Raw genomic sequence first — 18547 nt, 5'->3', positions numbered from 1 at the left:
ATGAAATGTCCGCAGGATTCGGACGGAAATGGAGACAAATAATGAACAAGGTTGACAGAATAAGAGAGAAGATAGCAGCAGGAAAGCTGGTTAAAGGATTTTTCCTAAACATGGCCGATCCCATGGTGAGCGAGATGGCCGGATATATTGGATATGACTATGTTTGGATAGATGCGGAGCACGGGCCCCTGGACAGACAGGAGATATTTCATCACATCGTAGCGGCGCAGGGAGCAGGCTGTGCGGCATTTGTCAGGGTACCGGGAGTCGATGCGAAGGCGATGAAAGCGATTCTCGATATGGGACCGGACGGTATTATATTCCCGTTTACCAATAACGCGGAGGCGGCGAAGGAGGCAGTCCGTTCCTGTTCCTACCCGGATCATGGCGGCGTGCGGGGCCAGGGACCGATCAGAGCCATCCGCTACGGTCTGATTGATGAGGACGAGTACATTCAGACGGCATACGAGCGTGTGTATAAGATCATGCAGATCGAGACTCTGGAGGGGTATGAGAACCTGGATGAAATCATGGAGGTGACTGGAATCGACTCTCTCTTCATCGGTGCGGCGGATTTGGGCCGATCGATTAAGGGCCAGACCGGGGAGAAGAAGTATGAGCTTCCAGAGGTATACGATGACATCTGCCGGCGTGTCAGAGCCAGAGGCTTAACGCTGGGGGCAGCCATCGGAGCAACGAAGGAAGAAGCCGCGAAAGCCATGGGAAAAGGAATTCAGTGGGTGGTATTCGGACAGGATGCCAGGGTGCTGGCCGATGGTTTGAAACGGAATTTTGACGAACTGGCGGAATTTTAGACCTAACGGTTTAAGAATGGAGAAAAATATGAATTACATTGCGAAACCGGAACGATATGAGACAATGAAATACATCCGATGCGGAAAGAGCGGCCTGTTTCTTCCCGCCATGTCCCTTGGCTTGTGGCATAATTTTGGAAATACATCGGATTTTACCAATTGCCGGGAAATGCTGCTGGAATCATTTGACCGGGGCATTACACATTTTGATCTGGCCAATAATTACGGGCCGGAGGCCGGAAGCGCGGAGGAGACATTCGGGCGCGTGGTCCATCAGGAATTAAAGGCTTACCGGGATGAGATGATTATCTCGACGAAGGCGGGATACTATATGTGGCCCGGACCATACGGGGAGTGGGGATCCAAGAAGAATCTGGTGGCTTCTCTGGATCAGAGCCTGAAGCGCATGAACTTAGATTATGTGGATATTTATTACCACCACAGGCCGGACCCGGATACACCGATGGAAGAGACGATGGATGCGCTGGCAGGGATCGTAAAGAGCGGAAAGGCGCTTTATGTGGGAATCTCCAACTATAACGCGGAACAGACGGCGGAGGCGGTGAGAATTCTGAAAGGCATGGGCATACACTGTCTGATTCATCAGATGCAGCTGTCGATGATTCACCGTGAAAATGAGGCCGTTCTCGATGTGCTCAATGAAAATGGCGTCGGAGCAATCGCCTTTTCACCGCTTGCCCAGGGAATTCTGACAGGCAAATACATCGATGGCATTCCAGACGGTTCCAGAGCCGCCGGCGCCAGCGTGTTCCTGAATGCGAACCATGTGACCGGTTCCGTCCCGGTGATCACGAAGCATTTAAAAGAGGTATCCGACAGCCGCGGCCAGAGCCTGGCTCAGATGGCGCTGGCCTGGGTTCTTCAGAAAAAGGGAATGACCTCGGTTGTAATCGGAGCCAGCCGTACGGAACAGATCGTGGAGAATTTAAAGGCGATGGAGAAGCTGACGTTTTGCGAGGAAGAGTTGAGACGGATTGATGAAATTTTGTATGAGAGAGTTTAGGAGGAAGAGCGGATTCTATGGGAATCCGCTTTTTTTCGTTGACAGCAGGTAAAGAAAAGATTATAATATGTATATACACGGTGTATATACATATATCTAAAAATAACACTCAACAAGGAGGAAAAGACATGCTATACCAAAGCGATTACATGGAAGAAAAAGCAATTCTCCAGACAGCCGCCCGAATGTGTGCTGCTGCGAGAACGGCGCCCAAAGCCCATGGCAGGGACACCCTGCATACGCTGGTGCTGACTGGGGAGGAGAAAGAGAATCTGGCGAAGAAGATGGAAGAAGTCGGCAGACGTGAGATGGGGGACGGAATGAACACATGGTATGGCCGCGACGCCGGCAATGTCCGCGCTGCCCATGCCGTCGTTTTAATCGGAACAGACAGAAAGAAGCGGGGCGTCTCTCACTGTGGTTACTGCGGTTTCGGAGACTGCGGCGGCTGTAAAGATTCCGGCGGAAACTGTGCCTATACCTATGTCGATCTCGGTATAGCAGTCTCATCGGCGGTTTCGGCCGCCGCATCGGATAAGACTGACTGCCGCATCATGTACTCCGTGGGAAAGACAGCCGCCGAGATGGAGTACGGACACGATGCTGTGTGGCTGGGAATTCCGATATCCATCTCCGGGAAAAATATTTTCTTTGACCGCGGAGTTGTTCACGCGTAAAATAAAAGACAGAAGGAGAGATTGCTTATGTCTAAATTGTATAACAGTACCTGCTACTGCACAAATCTAAGAAGAAGTGCCAACGCGATGTCCGAGTTCTATGACTCGGCCTTAAAAGAGGCAGAACTGACCATCTCGCAGTACTATCTTCTGGTCAATTTATCGAGACTGGGAAAGGCCAACATCACGCACTGGTCCGAGCAGGTGGGGCTGGATCGGAGTACGATGGTCAGGAATATAAAACCGCTCCAGTCTCGCGGTCTGATCGAAGGGGCAGAAGGCCATGGAAAGACCTTCACCCTGTCGGAGAAAGGCCGGCACGCCCTGGATACAGCCACGGTCATCTGGCAGCAGATGCAGGAAAAGATGGAACAATTCCTGGGAAAAGAGGACGCAGATGCCATTCTGCGGATCGGCAGCAGGCTTCAGGATTTGAAGGATTAAAGGATACTACAAATTCTGTTTTTTCACCATAACCCTTGCCATTCCGGCCGCCAGGAATTCGGCGATCGGGAAGCATACCCAGATACCGACCGGCCCCCAGATACGTGACAAGATAAAACCCAGAGGTATAATGATGACAATTTGCCGTATCAATGAGATAAGCAGGGATTTCTTCCCGCATCCCAACGCTTCAAACAGTCCGGCGTAGACGACGCTGACCGTGGATACAATGAAGCCGAGGCTGATGATACGCAGAGCCATGCTTCCCGGTCCAATGAGTGCCGGATCATCAATAAAGACAGCGAAGATCTGCTGGGGGAAGACAAGGGCTGCCAGAGTTCCTGCTGTCATAATGGCGACAACCAGCAGCATACTGCATCGGATAATTTTATGAAGCCTTTCCTTTTCACCGGCTCCGTAATTATAGCCCGCGATAGGCCTGAGCGCCTGTACGATACCGGAAGCAGGCGTGTATAAGAACGTCTGCAGCTTTAAGTAAATACCAAGGATGGCTACATAAATATCAGAAAATCCTGCAAGCATGAAATTTAAGATACCCGACATGAGGGAAGGTGCGGCCAGCATTAAGGAGGACGGTATTCCAACGCTGTATATCTGTACAATGGTACTTTTGTCAAAAGAAAAGTATTTCGGGCTGATCTTAATACCGATATCCTTTCTGCCATAGATGATCAGATAAACAAACAGAGAACAGAACTGCCCGGTCACGGTTGCCACCGCGGCTCCTGTAACTCCCATTGCAGGAAGGCCGAACAGCCCGAAAATCAGGATCGGATCGAGAATAATATTAGTGATGCATCCCACCAGCAGTGAAATCATGGTCAGGAACATGGCTCCCACAGACTGGAAGATCTTCTCAAAGCAAATGTGAATCAAGCTTCCCGCAGAGAAACACAGGACGATATAAGAGTAGCGGCAGGCCCATGCAAGCGTCTGCGGATCGGAGGTGAAGATGGAGAGGAATGGCTTCGTCACCAGTAAACCGAAGATAATGATCAGGATACAGTGAATAAATGTAAGCCCCATTCCAATGGAGGCGGCTTTATTAGCTTCCTCCGGCTTCTGTTCCCCCAGTTTTCTGGCGATGACGGAGTTAATTCCGACGCCGACGCCGACGGAAAGAGACAGGACAATATTCTGGAGCGGGTATACGAGAGAGACCGCGGTCAGGGCCTCCGTTCCCAGCCGGGCCACGAAAATACTGTCTACAATGTTGTAAAGTGACTGGATTAACATGGACAGTACCATAGGCGCCGCCATGGAAAGTAAAAGCGGAAATACCGGCTTTGTCTTCATAAAATCCTGTTTGTTCTGCATAAAATAACCTCCCTGAATGAGTACTGACTAAAAAAAGGCAACAAAAAAACCATATGGTGGGCTGTTTAGTTCCAGAAACAGTAAACCATATGGTTCATTAAAATGGGGACGGCAATCCATGTTCTGACTTCATAATTCAAACTTAACATGGTATTGACGTCATATTATATTTTGTTTTGTCTTCTGATGGCATAATAACATACGAAAAATCAGGTGTCAACATTTTTTATAAGATTTATTCTGAAATTTTTCCGAGTTTTATTCTGAATCTTCCGCATCTTCCCCGTAGAGCTCCGTCTCAATGATTCGAACTGCATCAGCAATACAGTCATTGCAGGAGCGGAGTACGCTGCCGGTATCCACGCCCTTTAATTCGCGGCAGATAACACTTCCGTTCTGATCCTTGAACTCATTTAAACACTGTCTGGCGGCTTTGTAGGAGACCGCCTTGGAATCCGGATGATCGAGATGGACCGTACTGTTTTTCATACCGGCCAGAATGGCTGCGGCACCGATAGCCCCGCAGGTTCCATCCATGCTGCCCATACCCAGCCCCATACCTTCTGTTATGCGGAACATGGTTTCCTCATCAAATCCCAGCTCGTCACAGAATGTACATGCAACAGACTGAGAGCAGTTATACCCGCGGTTATGTCTGCCCAGCGCTTCCTGTACTTTTTCTTCTATTTTATCTGACATAATATTCCTCCTGTAATCAGCAATAATTAAACTGTAACCAATATGATAACACTTCCGAAAAGAAATGTCAATTGGGAATAAAAATGTCAAATCCTTTGGAATCTATGAGTCATCATCGGATGAACCAGGCCATAAGCGGGTGAAGAAACGTGACTTAACTCCTGGCTGCATGCCTGAAAAGAAGGGCAAATATCATATGAAACAGGAGGCCGCCTGTGCAGATCGAAAGGAGATAAATGATGTTTCCCGGAAGCACGCCAATCTTTTGTGAAATAGTGTAAAATACAGCCTGATTGTTGGGATAGTAGGGGGAGATGTAGAACATATCTGCCTGCCCGAGAGGTTTGGCCGTCACATTAATCAGTGTAGCGATCCCACAGCAGATCAGAAACAGCGGCAGTGTGCTGACGTAACCGGTAAAACTGGTATCAGATTCATGGGAAAATCCGATCAAAAGCCCAATAAAGATCAGCAGGATATGCCACAGCAATCCGTGCAGCGTCAAAAACCAGTAAGGATGCAGCAGGCCGGAGGGCTCCGCCAGAGCCATAATACCCCCTAAAAGGTTAAAATCCTGCATAAAGGTCAGAATGATCAGCTGCAGCCTCCTGTTTTTTACGAAAGGAAGGAGCAGGCAGAAATACATGGGAAGGCTGCACAGCTGAAACGGGAAATACCACCAGTCGTATTTCTCCTGATTTACCACGTAATACAGGAACAGCTGTTTATAAATCTCGCTTGCGGTCAGGATAACGCCGCAGAAAAACAGCAGCCGAATAAAAAACTTCCTCTCTGTTTTCCTGGAAAGAAAGTAAGCCGTCAGCACAGCCGCCAGGAAGCCCGCGGCCATAATACAGATATGAAAAGCAGAATATGGCCTGGGCGGAACCATGGGCCATGCTGTTTTTATAATAAATTCTTTCATTGTGATTACCTCAGTTAAATGTTTATTCAGTCCGTTTTGTGTCTTTCTAAAGTGTAATTCCAGTGGTGGCATAAGTCAATGGGAATCTTGCGGCGGCTGCGTTTGACAGCTGAAAGAGACTCATGTTAAACTGTAAATAATTTTTAGAAAATTAAAAGGAGGAGAAATGATCATGATTACAGGGCTGGATCACATTACCGTAAACATGGCGGACAGAGAAGCAAGTTTTACATTTTACGAGGAGGTGCTGGGGCTTGAAAAAATGTATGATGTGGATATGGGGGACCACAGACTTACATATTTTTGCTTAAATGGCAGCACGCGGCTGGAACTGATTGAGTACTACAATGATAAGCCGGCGCATACGGAGCCGTCGGATGAGAAAGGAATCTATCGCCATATGGCTCTGACAACGGATGGTATCGAAGCTCTGTTTAAGCGGTGTACCACATATGGGGTAAATGTGCTGATGGAGCCTGTCCGGGTGGATAAACTGAAATGGACCGGCATGCTGATAGAAGATCCAAACGGAGTAGAAATCGAAATCGTACAGAGAGAGTCTGCCACCAATACCGACATCTGAAGGAATGTGGATAAGCCATGTATAAAATACTGATTGTAGACGATGAAGCAGACCACAGAAAAGGACTGATGAATCTTCTGACCGCCATGAGGCCGGAGGATATGCTTCTGGAAGCGGATGACGGTGTGACCGCTCTGGAAGTGATCGAACTGGTGGACTGCGATATTATTATAACCGATATACGAATGACCAATATGGACGGTTTGGAACTGTTAAAGGCGGCGAAGGCACAAAATCCGGAGGTGGAGGTAATCATCTTAAGCGGCTATGGGCAGTTCGACTATGCCAGAGAGGCATTAAAATACCAGGCTGCCGATTATATTATGAAGCCAGTGGACAGTGACGAGATTCAGATGGTTTTGACAAAGGTCACAGAAAGGCTTTCTGAGCGTCAGAAAAGCCGGAGCAAGCAGGAAAGTATTGAAAGCCGTCTGACAGAGACGATGCCCGTGTATATGGATCATCTGATGAACCTGTTTGTCCAGAAGCCGGATTTTGCCGGAAAAGAGAAACTGAAGGACATGTTCCAGCTGGAACAGCCGGGAACTGTTATTTGCTGCCATGTGGTAAGCGACGGCAGAGATCTGAGCGAGGAGCAGAGGAAAGATCTGAAGTATCAGATGAAGAAGTCCCTCGACCCGAATTCTTCCTATCCCTTCTTTCTGGAGCATCAGCCGGATATGATGGCGGTCTGTTTGTTGACAGAGGAGCCCATGACCGGGGCGCGGTGGTCCGCCATCGAGGGCCATATGAGATCTGTACAGTCGTTCTGCAGACTGGTCTGCTCTCCCGGTTCCATGACGGACAATCTCTACGAGCAGGCGTCTCAGTCCTATGAGGAGGCGGTCCGCTTCAGCCAGTACGAATTCTATGAGCCGGGGACACTTCTTTCGGAGGAAACTATCGGAGGCCGGATTGGAAAGAATTCCGATGCGGTTACCTACTCGGTTCTGCCTGTTGTGGAAGGGCTAAAAAGGGGAGAACTTCGAAACGCCTACGAACTTCTGGCCGCGGAGATCGATGAAGGAGTAAGCACGCTTTTTTCGCCCCCGGTGCTGCTAAAGCAGAGAGTGATATTTGCTCTGTTTCAGATCATGAGAAATCTCGATGTTCTCATCTCCGGAAGCTTTAAAAAAGAGGCGAATTTACAGATCAGCAGCCTCCAGCGGTCGGCGACTCTGACACTGCTGAAACGGAGTCTCTACGCCTTCTTCCTGGACCTGGGAAAGGAACTGAACAGCCAGAAGGAGGGAAAAGGGCGCGATATCATGACAGACTGCGGAGAGTATTTGGAAAATCATTACATGGATGAGATTAATCTGGAAAGCGTTGCGGAGAAATACCATTTTAACCCCTCCTATTTCAGTACGCTGTTTAAAAATACGTATAAGAGCACATTTTCCGAGTATCTGATCCGGCTGCGGATGGAGAAAGCCAGGGAACTGCTGCTTACGACAGAATCCAGGGTCCGGGATATCGCGGTTCTTACCGGTTACCGGGACGCCAACTACTTTGTCCGGGCGTTTAAGCGTTACTATGGCATGACACCCGAGGAATACCGGAAAATGAGCGGCAGAACGGAGTGATGTCCTATGGAAAAATGGAAGCATAAGAGAAAAATATACTGGAAACTGAGGACCCAGCTGCTGGTTCTGTTCCTGGTTCTCACGATCGTGCCGCTCATCATTTTCAGTATCCTGATTTACCGGAATTCCGTCAAATCCATTACGGAGCAGGCCCAGGGATATTTCATGCAAAGCGTGGAAAAGAGCAGTGTGATCGTGGATAAGGAATTTGACTACATCGATGAGTTCGCTCAGAAGCTGAATATCGATTCGCGTCTCTACGAGATTTTCAAGAATCTGGACAAGACGGATGAGGTGTCCCTCATGAACGCCAACTCCCGGATTACGGCTATTTTAAATGCATATAAGCCGTGGGGCAGCAATATTTATTCCGTTCATCTGGTTACATCCTATTTTAGGTTCGGGGAGGAGGACAAAAACTTCTACCCCAAAGGTGCTTTTATGAATTCCAGACTGGAGAAGGAAGCCAGGGAGGCGAAAGGATCGGTCTGCTGGATTCCGACTTACAGTTATACCGATATGTTCGGGATCAACAATCTGACGGATGCGCAGGTGGAGTACGGTTCCCTCTTTACTGCGGTATGCCAGATGAATTTCTGTGATGTGTCCAGCGGGCGGGTGGAACGGCTCCGTGAGTCTGTGGAGAAACCGATTCTGGTGATCAACTATACCGAAGAGTTTCTCATGTCTTTGATCCGGCGTTATGGAGCGAAAGACATTGTAAGTGACGCGGATTATCTGGTGATTGACCGCGAAGGAAATGTGATCTGCAGTTCCGATCCCGCCTATGGTGCCAGCCGCCGCTATCAGGCGGACTGGCTGGGAACCTTAAAGAAGGGGACAAATTCCGGGTATACCACGGAGAAAGACGGGCGGGAGAGATACATGGTAACGTACGCCCAGAGCGAGATTACTGACTGGCTGGTGGTAGCGCGGGTACCGGTACATTTGCTGATCCAGGATGTGGAAAGAAACATACGGAGCTATATCATCGCCATCATGGTGATTCTTCTGCTTCTGTCCGCTGTTTCCTCCTATATGATTTCCCGCTATATTAACCGGAAGATTTACGGAACGATACATATGATCGATCAGGTGGGGACGGGACAGTTTGGCAGTCTCATCACCTATGACGACAGAGATGAGTTCTCTTTCTTTTATGAGAAACTCAATGAGATGAGCCGCAACATAAAGGCGTTGATTTACGAGAATTACGAGGTGAAGCTGCAGCAGAAGGATTTTGAGATCATGATTCTGACGATCCAGTTAAATCCCCACTTCCTGTACAATACCTTAAACATCATCAACTGGACGTGCCTGGCGGGCGACACTCCCAAGGCCAGCCGTATGATCGTGGATCTGTCGCGGATGCTCCAGTATACCAGCCAGAGCAGAAAGCAGCTGGTTTATTTAAAAGACGATATTGACTGGCTGAAACGCTACATTGAAATTATGCAGATTCGATATGAGAATCAGTTTGAGGTGAATTTCGATATTCCGGAGGAACTGATGGAGAAGGAGGTCCCCAAGCTGTTTTTACAGCCTCTGGTTGAAAATGCCATTGTCCATGGTTTTAAGAATTCCGAGGAAAGAGGGATCCTGGAAATCAGTGCGGAAACCGATGAAGAGAATATCTGTTTCACCGTGGAGGACAACGGGGCTGGCATGACACAGCAGAGAGTAAAAGAGGTGCTTAAGTTCACCGGTACTTCCATCGGGGTGGCCAACACGGACCGGCGGATTAAGATCCTTTACGGGGAAGCTTACGGCGTTTCCCTCCATTCCCAGTTAGGAGAAGGGACGGCTGTGGTCGTTACGATTCCGAAATAGGGCGGCCCCATTGATCTGCATAAAGATTATTTATAAATCAATTGTCTGAGAGTGCCGCCATAAATAAAAGGCCGCAGAACGATTCAGGAACTTTTTCCCGTAAAAGACGGGAGACAGTTTTCCCGAGTTTCTGCGGTCTTTTTGTTTTCCAGCTAACAAACAATAAAAGTGCTGTTTTCCAACAAAAACCATATAGAAGTCCCCTCCTCCTTCCATTAAAATATAGTTATCGAAACAAAGACAGTAAACAGAAAAATATGGGAGGTAATTAAAATGAAGCGTAATCATCTGAAACAGCTGGCGGCACTATTGATGGCGGGGACAATGATCCTCACGGGATGTGGAGGAAGCGGAGGAAATGCCACGACTGCAGGGGAGAGCAGTACGGCAGGAAAAACCGAGGCAGCCACGGGAAAAACCGAAGAGGAGCCGGTGGAGATCACTTTTACTTACTGGGGAAGCGGCGCTGAGAAGACGGCGATCGAGGCATCGGTAAAGACATTTGAGGAAGCCAATCCGGATATTAAGGTAAAGGCCATGCATATTCCGAGCGATGATTTCCTGACAAAGCTAAACGCGATGATCGCGGCGGGGGAGACGCCGGATATCAGCTATTCCGCATCGTGGAAATGCCAGTTTGGCGAGGATGGCCTGATCTATAACTTTTACGATCTGATCAAAGACGATCCGGAGGTTTCCGTGGACGATTATCTGGAAACCTGCTGGTGGAACTGGTCGCCGACAGAGTCCGCAGGCCCGATTATGGCCAATGTCACCCTTTCGCTTATGTATAATGAGGACCTGTTTCAAGACGCCGGCATCGATACACCGCCGACGAAGGTGGCCGATGCGTGGTCCTGGCAGGAATTTGTGGAGAAGGCTCAGGAACTGACGCTGGATTCCTCCGGACGCAACGCCAAAGACCCGAATTTCGATGCCAATAACATCACTCAGTACGGTGTGATGTTTGCGCCGAACTGGAATGTATACATGCCATTTATCTACTCAAACGGCGGCGCTTATTTAAATGAAGACATGACAGAATTTGGTTTAAATGATCCAAAAGCGGCGGAAGTAATCCAGAATTTTGCAGATCTGATCAATGTATACCACGTTGCACCGACTGCAATTCAGTCCAACAGTATGCCGGCGGCCGCGACCGCACTGGCGTCCAAACAGGCTGCCATGTACATCGACGGAAGCTGGAACCATCTGGATCTGGCCGAGGCAGGCATCAATTGGGGCGTAGGTGTTCTTCCAATTGATAAGAATTATACAACATTCTTTGACGGTGGTTCCCTGATCATCTTCAAGGCGACAGAGCATCTGGAGGAAACGCTGAAGCTGTATCAATGGATCACCAACCCGGAAAGCTCTGCCGAGATTACGGAAATGTTCCGAAGTATCTGGCTTCCGGTTCATAAAGAGTACTATACCGACGGTGAGAAGCTTGATTTCTGGGCTTCCGAGGAATTCCCGGCACGTCCGGAAGGCTTTAAGGATGCCGTTGTCCAGTCCACCTACGATCATCAGGTGATTGCGACAGAAATCGATGTAAAAAATTTCAATGAAATTGATACGATGGTGAAGGCAGCCCTGCAGCAGGTATGGGCGGGGGATAAGACTGCCGAGGAGGCGATGACTGAAATCAAGACGAGCGTAGATCCGCTGGTGGACGGCACGTACTCCGGAAACCGTTCCTGATGAAATACATAGCAGGATTGCCGCACAGACCACAGCGGATGAGGTAATCCCGGCATGCGGGCCGTCATTTAGAAGAGGGCGGCCCGCCTTACCGGCGGGGCGGTCCGGCCGGAGACAGGAGGTATCACTATGAAAGAAAAAATCAAGATGACCCACAGGGAAAAGCGTGAAAACGTGGCCGGCTTTCTGTTCTGCCTTCCCTGTATCCTGGGCTTTCTTTTTTTTGCCGCAATACCGATGATTATCAGCTTTATTATGAGCTTTTCGGACTACAGCATTGTGAAGGAGAGTCATTTTGTAGGCGTCGATAATTATGTGCGGCTGTTTGCAGGGCAGGATCCCTACTTCTATAAATCACTGACTGTGACAGTCATCTACGTAGTCCTTTCCGTCCCTACATCGATCATATTTGCATTTTTAATCGCGTCACTTTTAAACAAAAGCGTAAAGGGGAAGGGGCTTTTCAGAACACTTTTTTATCTGCCCTCCATCATTCCGATCGTAGCTATGGGCGCGATCTGGATGTGGATATTCAATCCGGACGTGGGTCTAGCCAACACCCTGCTAAAAGCGGTGGGACTGCCGCCGAATAAATGGCTGTCCTCGGAATCCACAGTTTTACCGACCCTGGTATTCGTCAACCTGTGGACAACGGGTTCCACCATGGTAATCTTTCTGGCCGGTATGCAGGATGTTCCGAGGCAGCTGATCGAGGCCGTGGAGATCGATGGCGGCGGTGTGATGGCAAAGCTGTTCCATGTCATCGTTCCCATCATGACTCCGACTATTTTTTACAATGTGGTAATGGGCTTTATCAATGGATTCCAGATTTTCACCCAGTCCTACGTCATGACGCAGGGGGGGCCCAACAATGCCAGCCTCTTTTACGTGTATTATCTATACCGGGAATCCTTTCAGTTTATGCGCATGGGCAATTCCTGTGCAATCGCCTGGATCCTGTTCGTGATCATTATGATACTGACCGCAATTCTGTTCAAGTTTCAGAACCGATGGGTCTACTATGGAGGTGAGTGATGTTGAGTGCAAAAACGAAGAAAACAGTCGGAAAGCTGATTACATACGCAGTGCTGGTTACAGGCAGCCTCTTCTGCATCGTACCTCTGGTCTGGATGGTGAGAAGTTCCCTTATGACTCCCGTAGAAATCTTTATGGTGCCGGTCAAATGGGTACCGGATAAGCTGATGTGGTCGAACTATAAGAAGGTATTTGAGGTTCTGCCGTTCTTTACGTATTACAGAAATTCCCTCTTCATCGCGGCTCTGGTCGTGGCCGGGTCGATGCTTACCAGCTCCATCTGTGCCTACGGACTGGCCAGAATCAAGTGGAAAGGGAGAAATGTGGTATTTGCCTGCATCATGGCCAGTATGATGCTGCCGTTTGCAGTTACCCTCATTCCGACCTTCCTGATGTGGAGGGCGATCGGATTTACCAACAGCTTTGTGCCGCTCATTGCCCCGGCCTGGTTCGGCGGCGGAGCATTCTATATTTTTTTGCTGCGTCAGTTCTATATGACGATTCCAAAGGATTTCGATGAGGCGGCATATTTAGACGGCGCCAGCCATTTTCAGATCTTTACCAGGATTATACTGCCGATTACAAAGCCATCCCTGGCTGTGGTAGGACTCTTTACCTTCATGAACACATGGAACGATTTTCTGGGACCTCTGGTCTATTTAAATGATGAGGCAAAGTACACGGTGGCACTGGGACTTCAGCTCTTTACCGGTTCCTACCGTTCAGAGTGGCATTTGATGATGGCGGCCGCCTGCCTCGTATTGATACCCGTTATTCTGGTATTCATCGTCGGACAGAGGTATTTAATCGAAGGAATCACCATGTCGGGCGTCAAGGGCTGAGAATGTGAACACGATAAGAGCGTCAGATAACAATTTTGGAGGAGATAAACATGATTACAGATATCATTACAAGTATCAAAGACATGGTTCATGCACCAGTCAATCCGTTTTTTTCCGTCGCTGTAAAGGACGGTCAATATGAATGCGGAAACCGGGAAAGCTATTATGCGAAGAAGCTGCCGGACGAAACATTTTCCTATGATATATCCAATAACAAGGTCCTTGCAAATGCAGACGAGTTCGGAACTCTGAAGACTGTGACCTTTTACCGGGGCTGTTACACCTGTGATGATATCCCGGGTGTGTGGGTCTCCAAAGACTTCGGTCAGGCAGGCCCGTTCTATTTCAGACTGACAGTGGAGGGGCAGGAGGTGTCCCTTCGAGACGGCTCTCTGCCGTGTCAGTCCGATCTGGCGGAAAACCTGATCCCGAGAGCAGCCTTTACCCATCCCCGCCTCACCGCTACGGTCCTTTCGTACGCACCCATTTCAGCCGATGGCAAAAGAAGGCCGCGCGCCCTCGTATACGGGCTGTATCTGGAAAATACAACAGACGGTGATGTAAAGGGAACCGTGATTCCGCCAGACTTTTCCCCGGATAAGGATTATTTTACCATTCCCGACGCCAGTGGGAAGATGGTGGAATGCGGGGCGATGACAGAAGCGGGACAGATGAGCGAATCCGGCCAGACTACACCGGCAGTTCCATTCCACTTAAAAAAAGGGGGCGGCGCGTGGTTCCCCATGGTAATCTACGCACCCGGCGAGAGCGGCGCAGTAAAAGAGATCGAAGAGGCGGGGACACTTCACTGGCTGAATGAGACGCTTTCCTGCTTCCGGGGGATGCTGGGCATCTTAAAGATGGATGGGGATCCGCTGACCGCCGCCATCTTCGAACGTGCCGTATACCAGGGAATCTCGGCTTTCGGTATGGACAGAGACGGCGCGATCTGCGGTTCCAACTGGGGTACATTTCCGGCTACGAGACAGATATGGATGAAAGACATGTACTATTCCAGTCTCCCTCTCAGCGTGCTGAATCCCGACTTCTTCCGTCAGTCCTGCCTGTGGTTTACAGAGCATGGGATTCGTCCGGAGGGATCGAAATACCAGGGGGGAGCGGCCCATTCTTTGAGTAATTCCCTGACCTCTGTCTTAATGGGAGTCCTGTATTACGAAGCGACGGCGGACAGAGAATTTTTCCTGACCCACCGGGAGACTGTGGAAGTCTTTGAAGAGATTTTAGAAGAGGTGCTGGCGTTAAAGGAGGGGGACGTGTGGCTGTTTTCGACCGTGTGGATATCCGATGCGCTCGCCTTGGGAAAATACCATACCGGATCGAATATCTGCGCGTGGAAGGCTTTTAACGGCATGGCGCGGCTGATGGGCGAGGTGTTTGAAGACCAGGAGAAACAGAAGAAATACGGGGAAATTGCCGGTGAGATTAAAAAGGCCATCGAGACCTACATGGTGACCGACGGCAGGTTTGGCCCCCAGTACTTAGAGGGGATCGGCGGACTGACACCTGAGACGCAGACGCGCTATCCGATATCAGAGTATGAGAAGAAGTATGTGGATCAGGCTCTCACATTTTATCCCGATATAATAAATGGAGATGAGATCAACCTGATGATGCATGACGGGGAAGAGTCTGATACGACGCTGATTCCATTTTACGGATATAAGACGTATGACGATCCTGTTGTGAGAAATTATGCCAGATTTTCTGCCAGTGAAGAAAATCCGACCTACGGAACCGAGTGCCGCGGCATCAAATGGGGCCATGAGTCCGGTGCAACTTTCCCAGGTTACACCACAGCATTTTCCGGAGTTGTGGATGAGGAGACCATGAATGGGGAAAGAGGCTATATGACAGAGCTGAAACGCCTCTGTGATCTGGACGGTTCCTGGTGGTGGTGGCCATACAAATGCGATACGAAGACCGGCGACGTAGTCAGGCTGAACTGCTGCGGGAAATGCGGCTGGGCGGCCGGAGTATTTGCCAGCCTCTTTATGACACAGATTCTGGGAGTCCGGTACGACGCTCCGTCGAAGACTCTGAATTTCGAGCCATTTTCGCCGGGCAGCAGCTTTGAATGGAACGATGCTAGGACAGGAAGCGGCAAGTTTGATTTTACTTACCGGAAAACGGCAGATGCGGTGACCGCGTCGGTGACAAGCCGCGTGGATCATCAGGTGACCCTGGTGCTTACCCTGATCACCGATGGTATACCGAAATTTACGGACAGCGGAAAGATAGCGGAATTTGAAGAGACAGAATTCCTGGGAAAACGTGCAGTAAAAATACAGACAGTCTTAAAGCCGGATCAGAAAGTCAAAATAGAGACATCATGATCATAAACTTAAAGAAAGTTATAAATCAGATTCATGAAAGCAGTTTTATAAAACAAATCTATTTATAATATGAAACAGCAATACCATTTACATAAAACGTAATACTACTTCTTCAAACGCCTGGAATCCGCCAATGGAAAGGATTTCCAGGCGCTTTTTGCATAAACAGGCGGAATTTTTCAGGATTTTTATAATATTATAAATATTCCGGCCATCTTTTTTCACTTTCCACCAGCCATAAAGGGATAAGTCACTGAGAATCCAGATAAAATAAGACTTGAATAATTTCAAAAATGCTATATAATGTATAACTGATACTTATTTCTATATTTATGCAAAAAAAGTGCATATAATGAGGAGGATTCATTATGAAAAAGAATGTAATAGTACTTGCGGCGGCCGTATGCATGGCAGCGGCACTTACCGCCTGCGGAAGTTCAAAATCCGCTACAGAAACAACAACAGCGGCAGCAGAAACCACAACAACAGCAGATACCACGGCAGCAGATGCGGCTGATACCTCAGCGGCAGCGGCCGAGAAGACAGAAAGCACCGGCGGCAAGATCGTTATGGTAACGAACGCTGAGTTCCCGCCATATGAGTACCACGAGAACGACACCATTGTTGGTATTGATGCCGATATTGCAAGAGCAGTCGCTGAGCAGATGGGAGTGGAACTGGAGATCCAGGATATGGCATTCGATTCTCTGATTCCGGCGATCCAGTCTGGAAAGGCTGATTTTGCGGCAGCTGGTATGACTGTAAACGAAGACCGTTTAAAGAATGTGGACTTTACCGATACCTACGCACAGGCAGCTCAGGTAATCATTGTTAAAACAGACAGCCCGATCGCTTCTCCCGATGATTTAACAGGCAAGAAGATCGGTGTTCAGACCGGTACAACCGGCGATATCTACGCGGACGACATCGAGAACGCGGAAGTACAGAGATTTAACAAGGGCATGGAAGCTGTTATGGCCTTAAACCAGGGCAAGATCGACGCGGTTATCATCGACCGTGAGCCTGCGAAGGTATTCGTGAAGGAAAACGAAGGCTTAAAGATCTTAGACGAAGCATTTACAGAGGAAGAGTATGCAATCGCTGTAAAGAAGGGCAACACCGAACTGCTTGAGAAGATGAATGCCGCGATCAAGGAATTAAAGGAATCCGGCGAGTTACAGAAGATCGTTGATAAGTATATTACCGCAGAATAATATAAAGGAAGAGTGCCATGTGGGAAAAATTAGTCGCTGACTTTTATCAGAATTTTATAGAGGACAACCGCTGGAAATACATCACGGATGGGCTGCAGAATACTCTGAAAATTACATTTTTTGCAGTTCTCATCGGAATCGTGCTGGGATTTCTGGTTGCAATTATCCGTTCTACTTACGAGAACACTCACAGGCTGAAGATACTGAATGCAGTCTGCAGCGTATATCTGACGGTAATCCGCGGAACGCCGGTGGTTGTTCAGCTGATGATCGTATATTTTGTTGTCTTTGTCACGGTTAATCCGGGTATGGTCCCGACGGCGATTCTGGCCTTCGGCATCAACTCCGGCGCCTACGTGGCCGAAATCTTCCGAAGCGGCATCAGCTCCATCGAGAGAGGCCAGTTTGAGGCCGGGCGGAGCTTAGGCTTTAACTACGCGCAGACCATGTGGTATATCATCATGCCGCAGGCGTTTAAAAACGTGGTTCCGACGCTGGCCAACGAGTTTATCGTGCTGCTGAAGGAGACTTCCGTAGCCGGTTACATCGGTCTGCAGGATCTGACGAAGGGCGGCGACATCATCAAGAGCCGTACGTATTCCGCGTTTATGCCGCTGATCGCGGTGGCACTGATTTATCTTTGCATGGTTATGATATTTTCTTACCTTGTAAAATTACTGGAGAGGAGGCTGCGCAGAAGTGAGCACTAGAGAAAATCGTATAGAAAAGCCTCTGATTCAGGTACAGAACTTAGGCAAGAAATTCGGAAGCATGGAAGTCTTAAAGGACATCACGGTTGACATCTACAAAGGTGACGTCGTGTGTGTAATCGGACCCTCCGGATCTGGAAAGAGTACCTTTCTCCGCTGTTTAAACAGACTGGAGGAGACGACATCGGGCCATATCCTGTTTGAGGGAACTGATATTACCGATAAGAAGACGGATATCGACCGCCACCGCCAGAAGATGGGGATGGTGTTCCAGCAGTTCAACCTGTTTCCGCACATGACGATCTTAAAGAATCTGACCCTGGCGCCGGTGAAGCTTCAGGGACGGAGCGAGGAGGAGGCAAAGAACCAGGCCATGGCGCTCCTCGACAAGGTCGGCTTAGCGGACCGGTGCAATGCATATCCGAACCAGTTATCCGGCGGACAGAAGCAGCGAATCGCCATTGTCCGTGCCCTGTGTATGAACCCGGACGTCATGCTCTTTGACGAACCGACGTCTGCACTCGACCCTGAGATGGTAGGCGAGGTGTTAAACGTTATGAGGGATTTGGCGAACGAGAAGATGACCATGGTAGTGGTTACCCATGAGATGGGCTTCGCCAGAGAAGTTGCCACCCGCGTCATGTTCATGGACGGCGGATACTTTCTGGAGGAGAATGAACCGAAGGAATTCTTCGAGCATCCGGAGAATGAGAGGCTTAAGGGCTTTTTAGGCAAGGTTTTGTAAAGAAAAATTGTGACGTAATGTA

17 protein-coding genes are annotated in these 18547 nt (G+C 48.9%); 14 read left to right on the top strand and 3 right to left on the bottom strand.

The annotated features are described in order from the left end of the window. Nucleotides 1-41: 41 nt before the first annotated feature. The 4 genes from DFR60_RS01850 to DFR60_RS01835 all read left to right on the top strand — a co-directional run bounded on the left by DFR60_RS01850 (nucleotide 42) and on the right by DFR60_RS01835 (nucleotide 2960). Nucleotides 42-815 carry an HpcH/HpaI aldolase family protein gene (locus DFR60_RS01850; RefSeq protein ID WP_110321357.1) on the top strand — a complete coding sequence of 258 codons (774 nt, stop codon included), beginning with the start codon at nucleotides 42-44 and terminating at the stop codon, nucleotides 813-815. Nucleotides 816-843: 28 nt separating this feature from the next. Beyond that, nucleotides 844-1839 (top strand): aldo/keto reductase, encoded by a 996-nt coding sequence (locus DFR60_RS01845; RefSeq protein WP_110321356.1) that lies wholly within the window; start codon nucleotides 844-846, stop codon nucleotides 1837-1839. Between the two features lie 128 nt (nucleotides 1840-1967). Further along, nucleotides 1968-2516 carry a ferredoxin domain-containing protein gene (locus DFR60_RS01840; RefSeq protein ID WP_110321355.1) on the top strand — a complete coding sequence of 183 codons (549 nt, stop codon included), beginning with the start codon at nucleotides 1968-1970 and terminating at the stop codon, nucleotides 2514-2516. 27 nt (nucleotides 2517-2543) lie between these two features. Beyond that, entirely contained in the window at nucleotides 2544-2960 is a 417-nt protein-coding gene (locus tag DFR60_RS01835) for a MarR family winged helix-turn-helix transcriptional regulator (RefSeq protein WP_055656327.1), read from the top strand. A 6-nt stretch (nucleotides 2961-2966) separates the two neighbouring features. Here DFR60_RS01835 and DFR60_RS01830 read toward each other — a convergent pair whose 3' ends face one another. The 3 genes from DFR60_RS01830 to DFR60_RS01820 form a co-directional block, all read right to left on the bottom strand. Then, entirely contained in the window at nucleotides 2967-4298 is a 1332-nt protein-coding gene (locus DFR60_RS01830) for an MATE family efflux transporter (RefSeq protein WP_110321354.1), read from the bottom strand. Nucleotides 4299-4556: 258 nt separating this feature from the next. Continuing rightward, entirely contained in the window at nucleotides 4557-4997 is a 441-nt protein-coding gene (locus DFR60_RS01825) for a C-GCAxxG-C-C family protein (RefSeq protein WP_110321353.1), read from the bottom strand. A 154-nt stretch (nucleotides 4998-5151) separates the two neighbouring features. Next, entirely contained in the window at nucleotides 5152-5922 is a 771-nt protein-coding gene (locus DFR60_RS01820; RefSeq protein ID WP_110321352.1) for a TMEM164 family acyltransferase, read from the bottom strand. Between the two features lie 166 nt (nucleotides 5923-6088). Between DFR60_RS01820 and DFR60_RS01815 the strand changes: the two genes are divergently transcribed. From DFR60_RS01815 to DFR60_RS01765, 10 genes are all read left to right on the top strand, one after another. After that, entirely contained in the window at nucleotides 6089-6505 is a 417-nt protein-coding gene (locus DFR60_RS01815; RefSeq protein WP_243004955.1) for a VOC family protein, read from the top strand. A 17-nt stretch (nucleotides 6506-6522) separates the two neighbouring features. After that, nucleotides 6523-8091 (top strand): response regulator transcription factor, encoded by a 1569-nt coding sequence (locus tag DFR60_RS01810; protein WP_110321351.1) that lies wholly within the window; start codon nucleotides 6523-6525, stop codon nucleotides 8089-8091. A gap of 6 nt (nucleotides 8092-8097) precedes the next feature. After that, complete coding sequence (locus tag DFR60_RS01805; RefSeq protein ID WP_110321350.1) at nucleotides 8098-9921, top strand: sensor histidine kinase; 1824 nt, start codon at nucleotides 8098-8100, stop codon at nucleotides 9919-9921. A gap of 273 nt (nucleotides 9922-10194) precedes the next feature. Then, the gene (locus DFR60_RS01800; protein WP_110321349.1) at nucleotides 10195-11625 is read left to right on the top strand and encodes an ABC transporter substrate-binding protein; all 1431 of its coding nucleotides are present in this window, start codon (nucleotides 10195-10197) and stop codon (nucleotides 11623-11625) included. Nucleotides 11626-11754: 129 nt separating this feature from the next. Continuing rightward, a complete protein-coding gene (locus DFR60_RS01795; RefSeq protein WP_110321348.1) occupies nucleotides 11755-12660 on the top strand; it encodes a carbohydrate ABC transporter permease in 906 nt (301 codons plus the stop codon). After that, entirely contained in the window at nucleotides 12660-13502 is an 843-nt protein-coding gene (locus DFR60_RS01790) for a carbohydrate ABC transporter permease (RefSeq protein ID WP_110321347.1), read from the top strand. Before DFR60_RS01795 ends, DFR60_RS01790 begins: the two co-directional genes overlap by 1 nt. Before the next feature lie 50 nt (nucleotides 13503-13552). Continuing rightward, nucleotides 13553-15856: a hypothetical protein gene (locus DFR60_RS01785; RefSeq protein WP_110321346.1), complete on the top strand. Its 2304-nt coding sequence runs from the start codon at nucleotides 13553-13555 to the stop codon at nucleotides 15854-15856. A gap of 368 nt (nucleotides 15857-16224) precedes the next feature. Then, complete coding sequence (locus DFR60_RS01775; RefSeq protein ID WP_110321344.1) at nucleotides 16225-17070, top strand: basic amino acid ABC transporter substrate-binding protein; 846 nt, start codon at nucleotides 16225-16227, stop codon at nucleotides 17068-17070. A 17-nt stretch (nucleotides 17071-17087) separates the two neighbouring features. Continuing rightward, complete coding sequence (locus DFR60_RS01770) at nucleotides 17088-17780, top strand: amino acid ABC transporter permease (RefSeq protein ID WP_002600914.1); 693 nt, start codon at nucleotides 17088-17090, stop codon at nucleotides 17778-17780. A 61-nt stretch (nucleotides 17781-17841) separates the two neighbouring features. Beyond that, a complete protein-coding gene (locus tag DFR60_RS01765) occupies nucleotides 17842-18525 on the top strand; it encodes an amino acid ABC transporter ATP-binding protein (RefSeq protein WP_278321366.1) in 684 nt (227 codons plus the stop codon). Nucleotides 18526-18547: the final 22 nt, after the last annotated feature.

The organism is Hungatella effluvii (assembly GCF_003201875.1).
Classification (GTDB): domain Bacteria; phylum Bacillota; class Clostridia; order Lachnospirales; family Lachnospiraceae; genus Hungatella; species Hungatella effluvii.
The sequence above is the reverse complement of the archived record's forward strand: the minus strand, read 5'-3'. Positions and strand labels throughout refer to the sequence as shown.

What these genes read in the sequence shown, in the direction of transcription:
- DFR60_RS01850 (WP_110321357.1), top strand. Translation starts at nt 42, where the DNA reads ATGAACAAGGTTGACAGAATAAGAGAGAAGATAGCAGCAGGAAAGCTG.
- DFR60_RS01845 (WP_110321356.1), top strand. Translation starts at nt 844, where the DNA reads ATGAATTACATTGCGAAACCGGAACGATATGAGACAATGAAATACATC.
- DFR60_RS01840 (WP_110321355.1), top strand. Translation starts at nt 1,968, where the DNA reads ATGCTATACCAAAGCGATTACATGGAAGAAAAAGCAATTCTCCAGACA.
- DFR60_RS01835 (WP_055656327.1), top strand. Translation starts at nt 2,544, where the DNA reads ATGTCTAAATTGTATAACAGTACCTGCTACTGCACAAATCTAAGAAGA.
- DFR60_RS01830 (WP_110321354.1), bottom strand. Translation starts at nt 4,298, where the DNA reads ATGCAGAACAAACAGGATTTTATGAAGACAAAGCCGGTATTTCCGCTT.
- DFR60_RS01825 (WP_110321353.1), bottom strand. Translation starts at nt 4,997, where the DNA reads ATGTCAGATAAAATAGAAGAAAAAGTACAGGAAGCGCTGGGCAGACAT.
- DFR60_RS01820 (WP_110321352.1), bottom strand. Translation starts at nt 5,922, where the DNA reads ATGAAAGAATTTATTATAAAAACAGCATGGCCCATGGTTCCGCCCAGG.
- DFR60_RS01815 (WP_243004955.1), top strand. Translation starts at nt 6,089, where the DNA reads ATGATCATGATTACAGGGCTGGATCACATTACCGTAAACATGGCGGAC.
- DFR60_RS01810 (WP_110321351.1), top strand. Translation starts at nt 6,523, where the DNA reads ATGTATAAAATACTGATTGTAGACGATGAAGCAGACCACAGAAAAGGA.
- DFR60_RS01805 (WP_110321350.1), top strand. Translation starts at nt 8,098, where the DNA reads ATGGAAAAATGGAAGCATAAGAGAAAAATATACTGGAAACTGAGGACC.
- DFR60_RS01800 (WP_110321349.1), top strand. Translation starts at nt 10,195, where the DNA reads ATGAAGCGTAATCATCTGAAACAGCTGGCGGCACTATTGATGGCGGGG.
- DFR60_RS01795 (WP_110321348.1), top strand. Translation starts at nt 11,755, where the DNA reads ATGAAAGAAAAAATCAAGATGACCCACAGGGAAAAGCGTGAAAACGTG.
- DFR60_RS01790 (WP_110321347.1), top strand. Translation starts at nt 12,660, where the DNA reads ATGTTGAGTGCAAAAACGAAGAAAACAGTCGGAAAGCTGATTACATAC.
- DFR60_RS01785 (WP_110321346.1), top strand. Translation starts at nt 13,553, where the DNA reads ATGATTACAGATATCATTACAAGTATCAAAGACATGGTTCATGCACCA.
- DFR60_RS01775 (WP_110321344.1), top strand. Translation starts at nt 16,225, where the DNA reads ATGAAAAAGAATGTAATAGTACTTGCGGCGGCCGTATGCATGGCAGCG.
- DFR60_RS01770 (WP_002600914.1), top strand. Translation starts at nt 17,088, where the DNA reads ATGTGGGAAAAATTAGTCGCTGACTTTTATCAGAATTTTATAGAGGAC.
- DFR60_RS01765 (WP_278321366.1), top strand. Translation starts at nt 17,842, where the DNA reads ATGGAAGTCTTAAAGGACATCACGGTTGACATCTACAAAGGTGACGTC.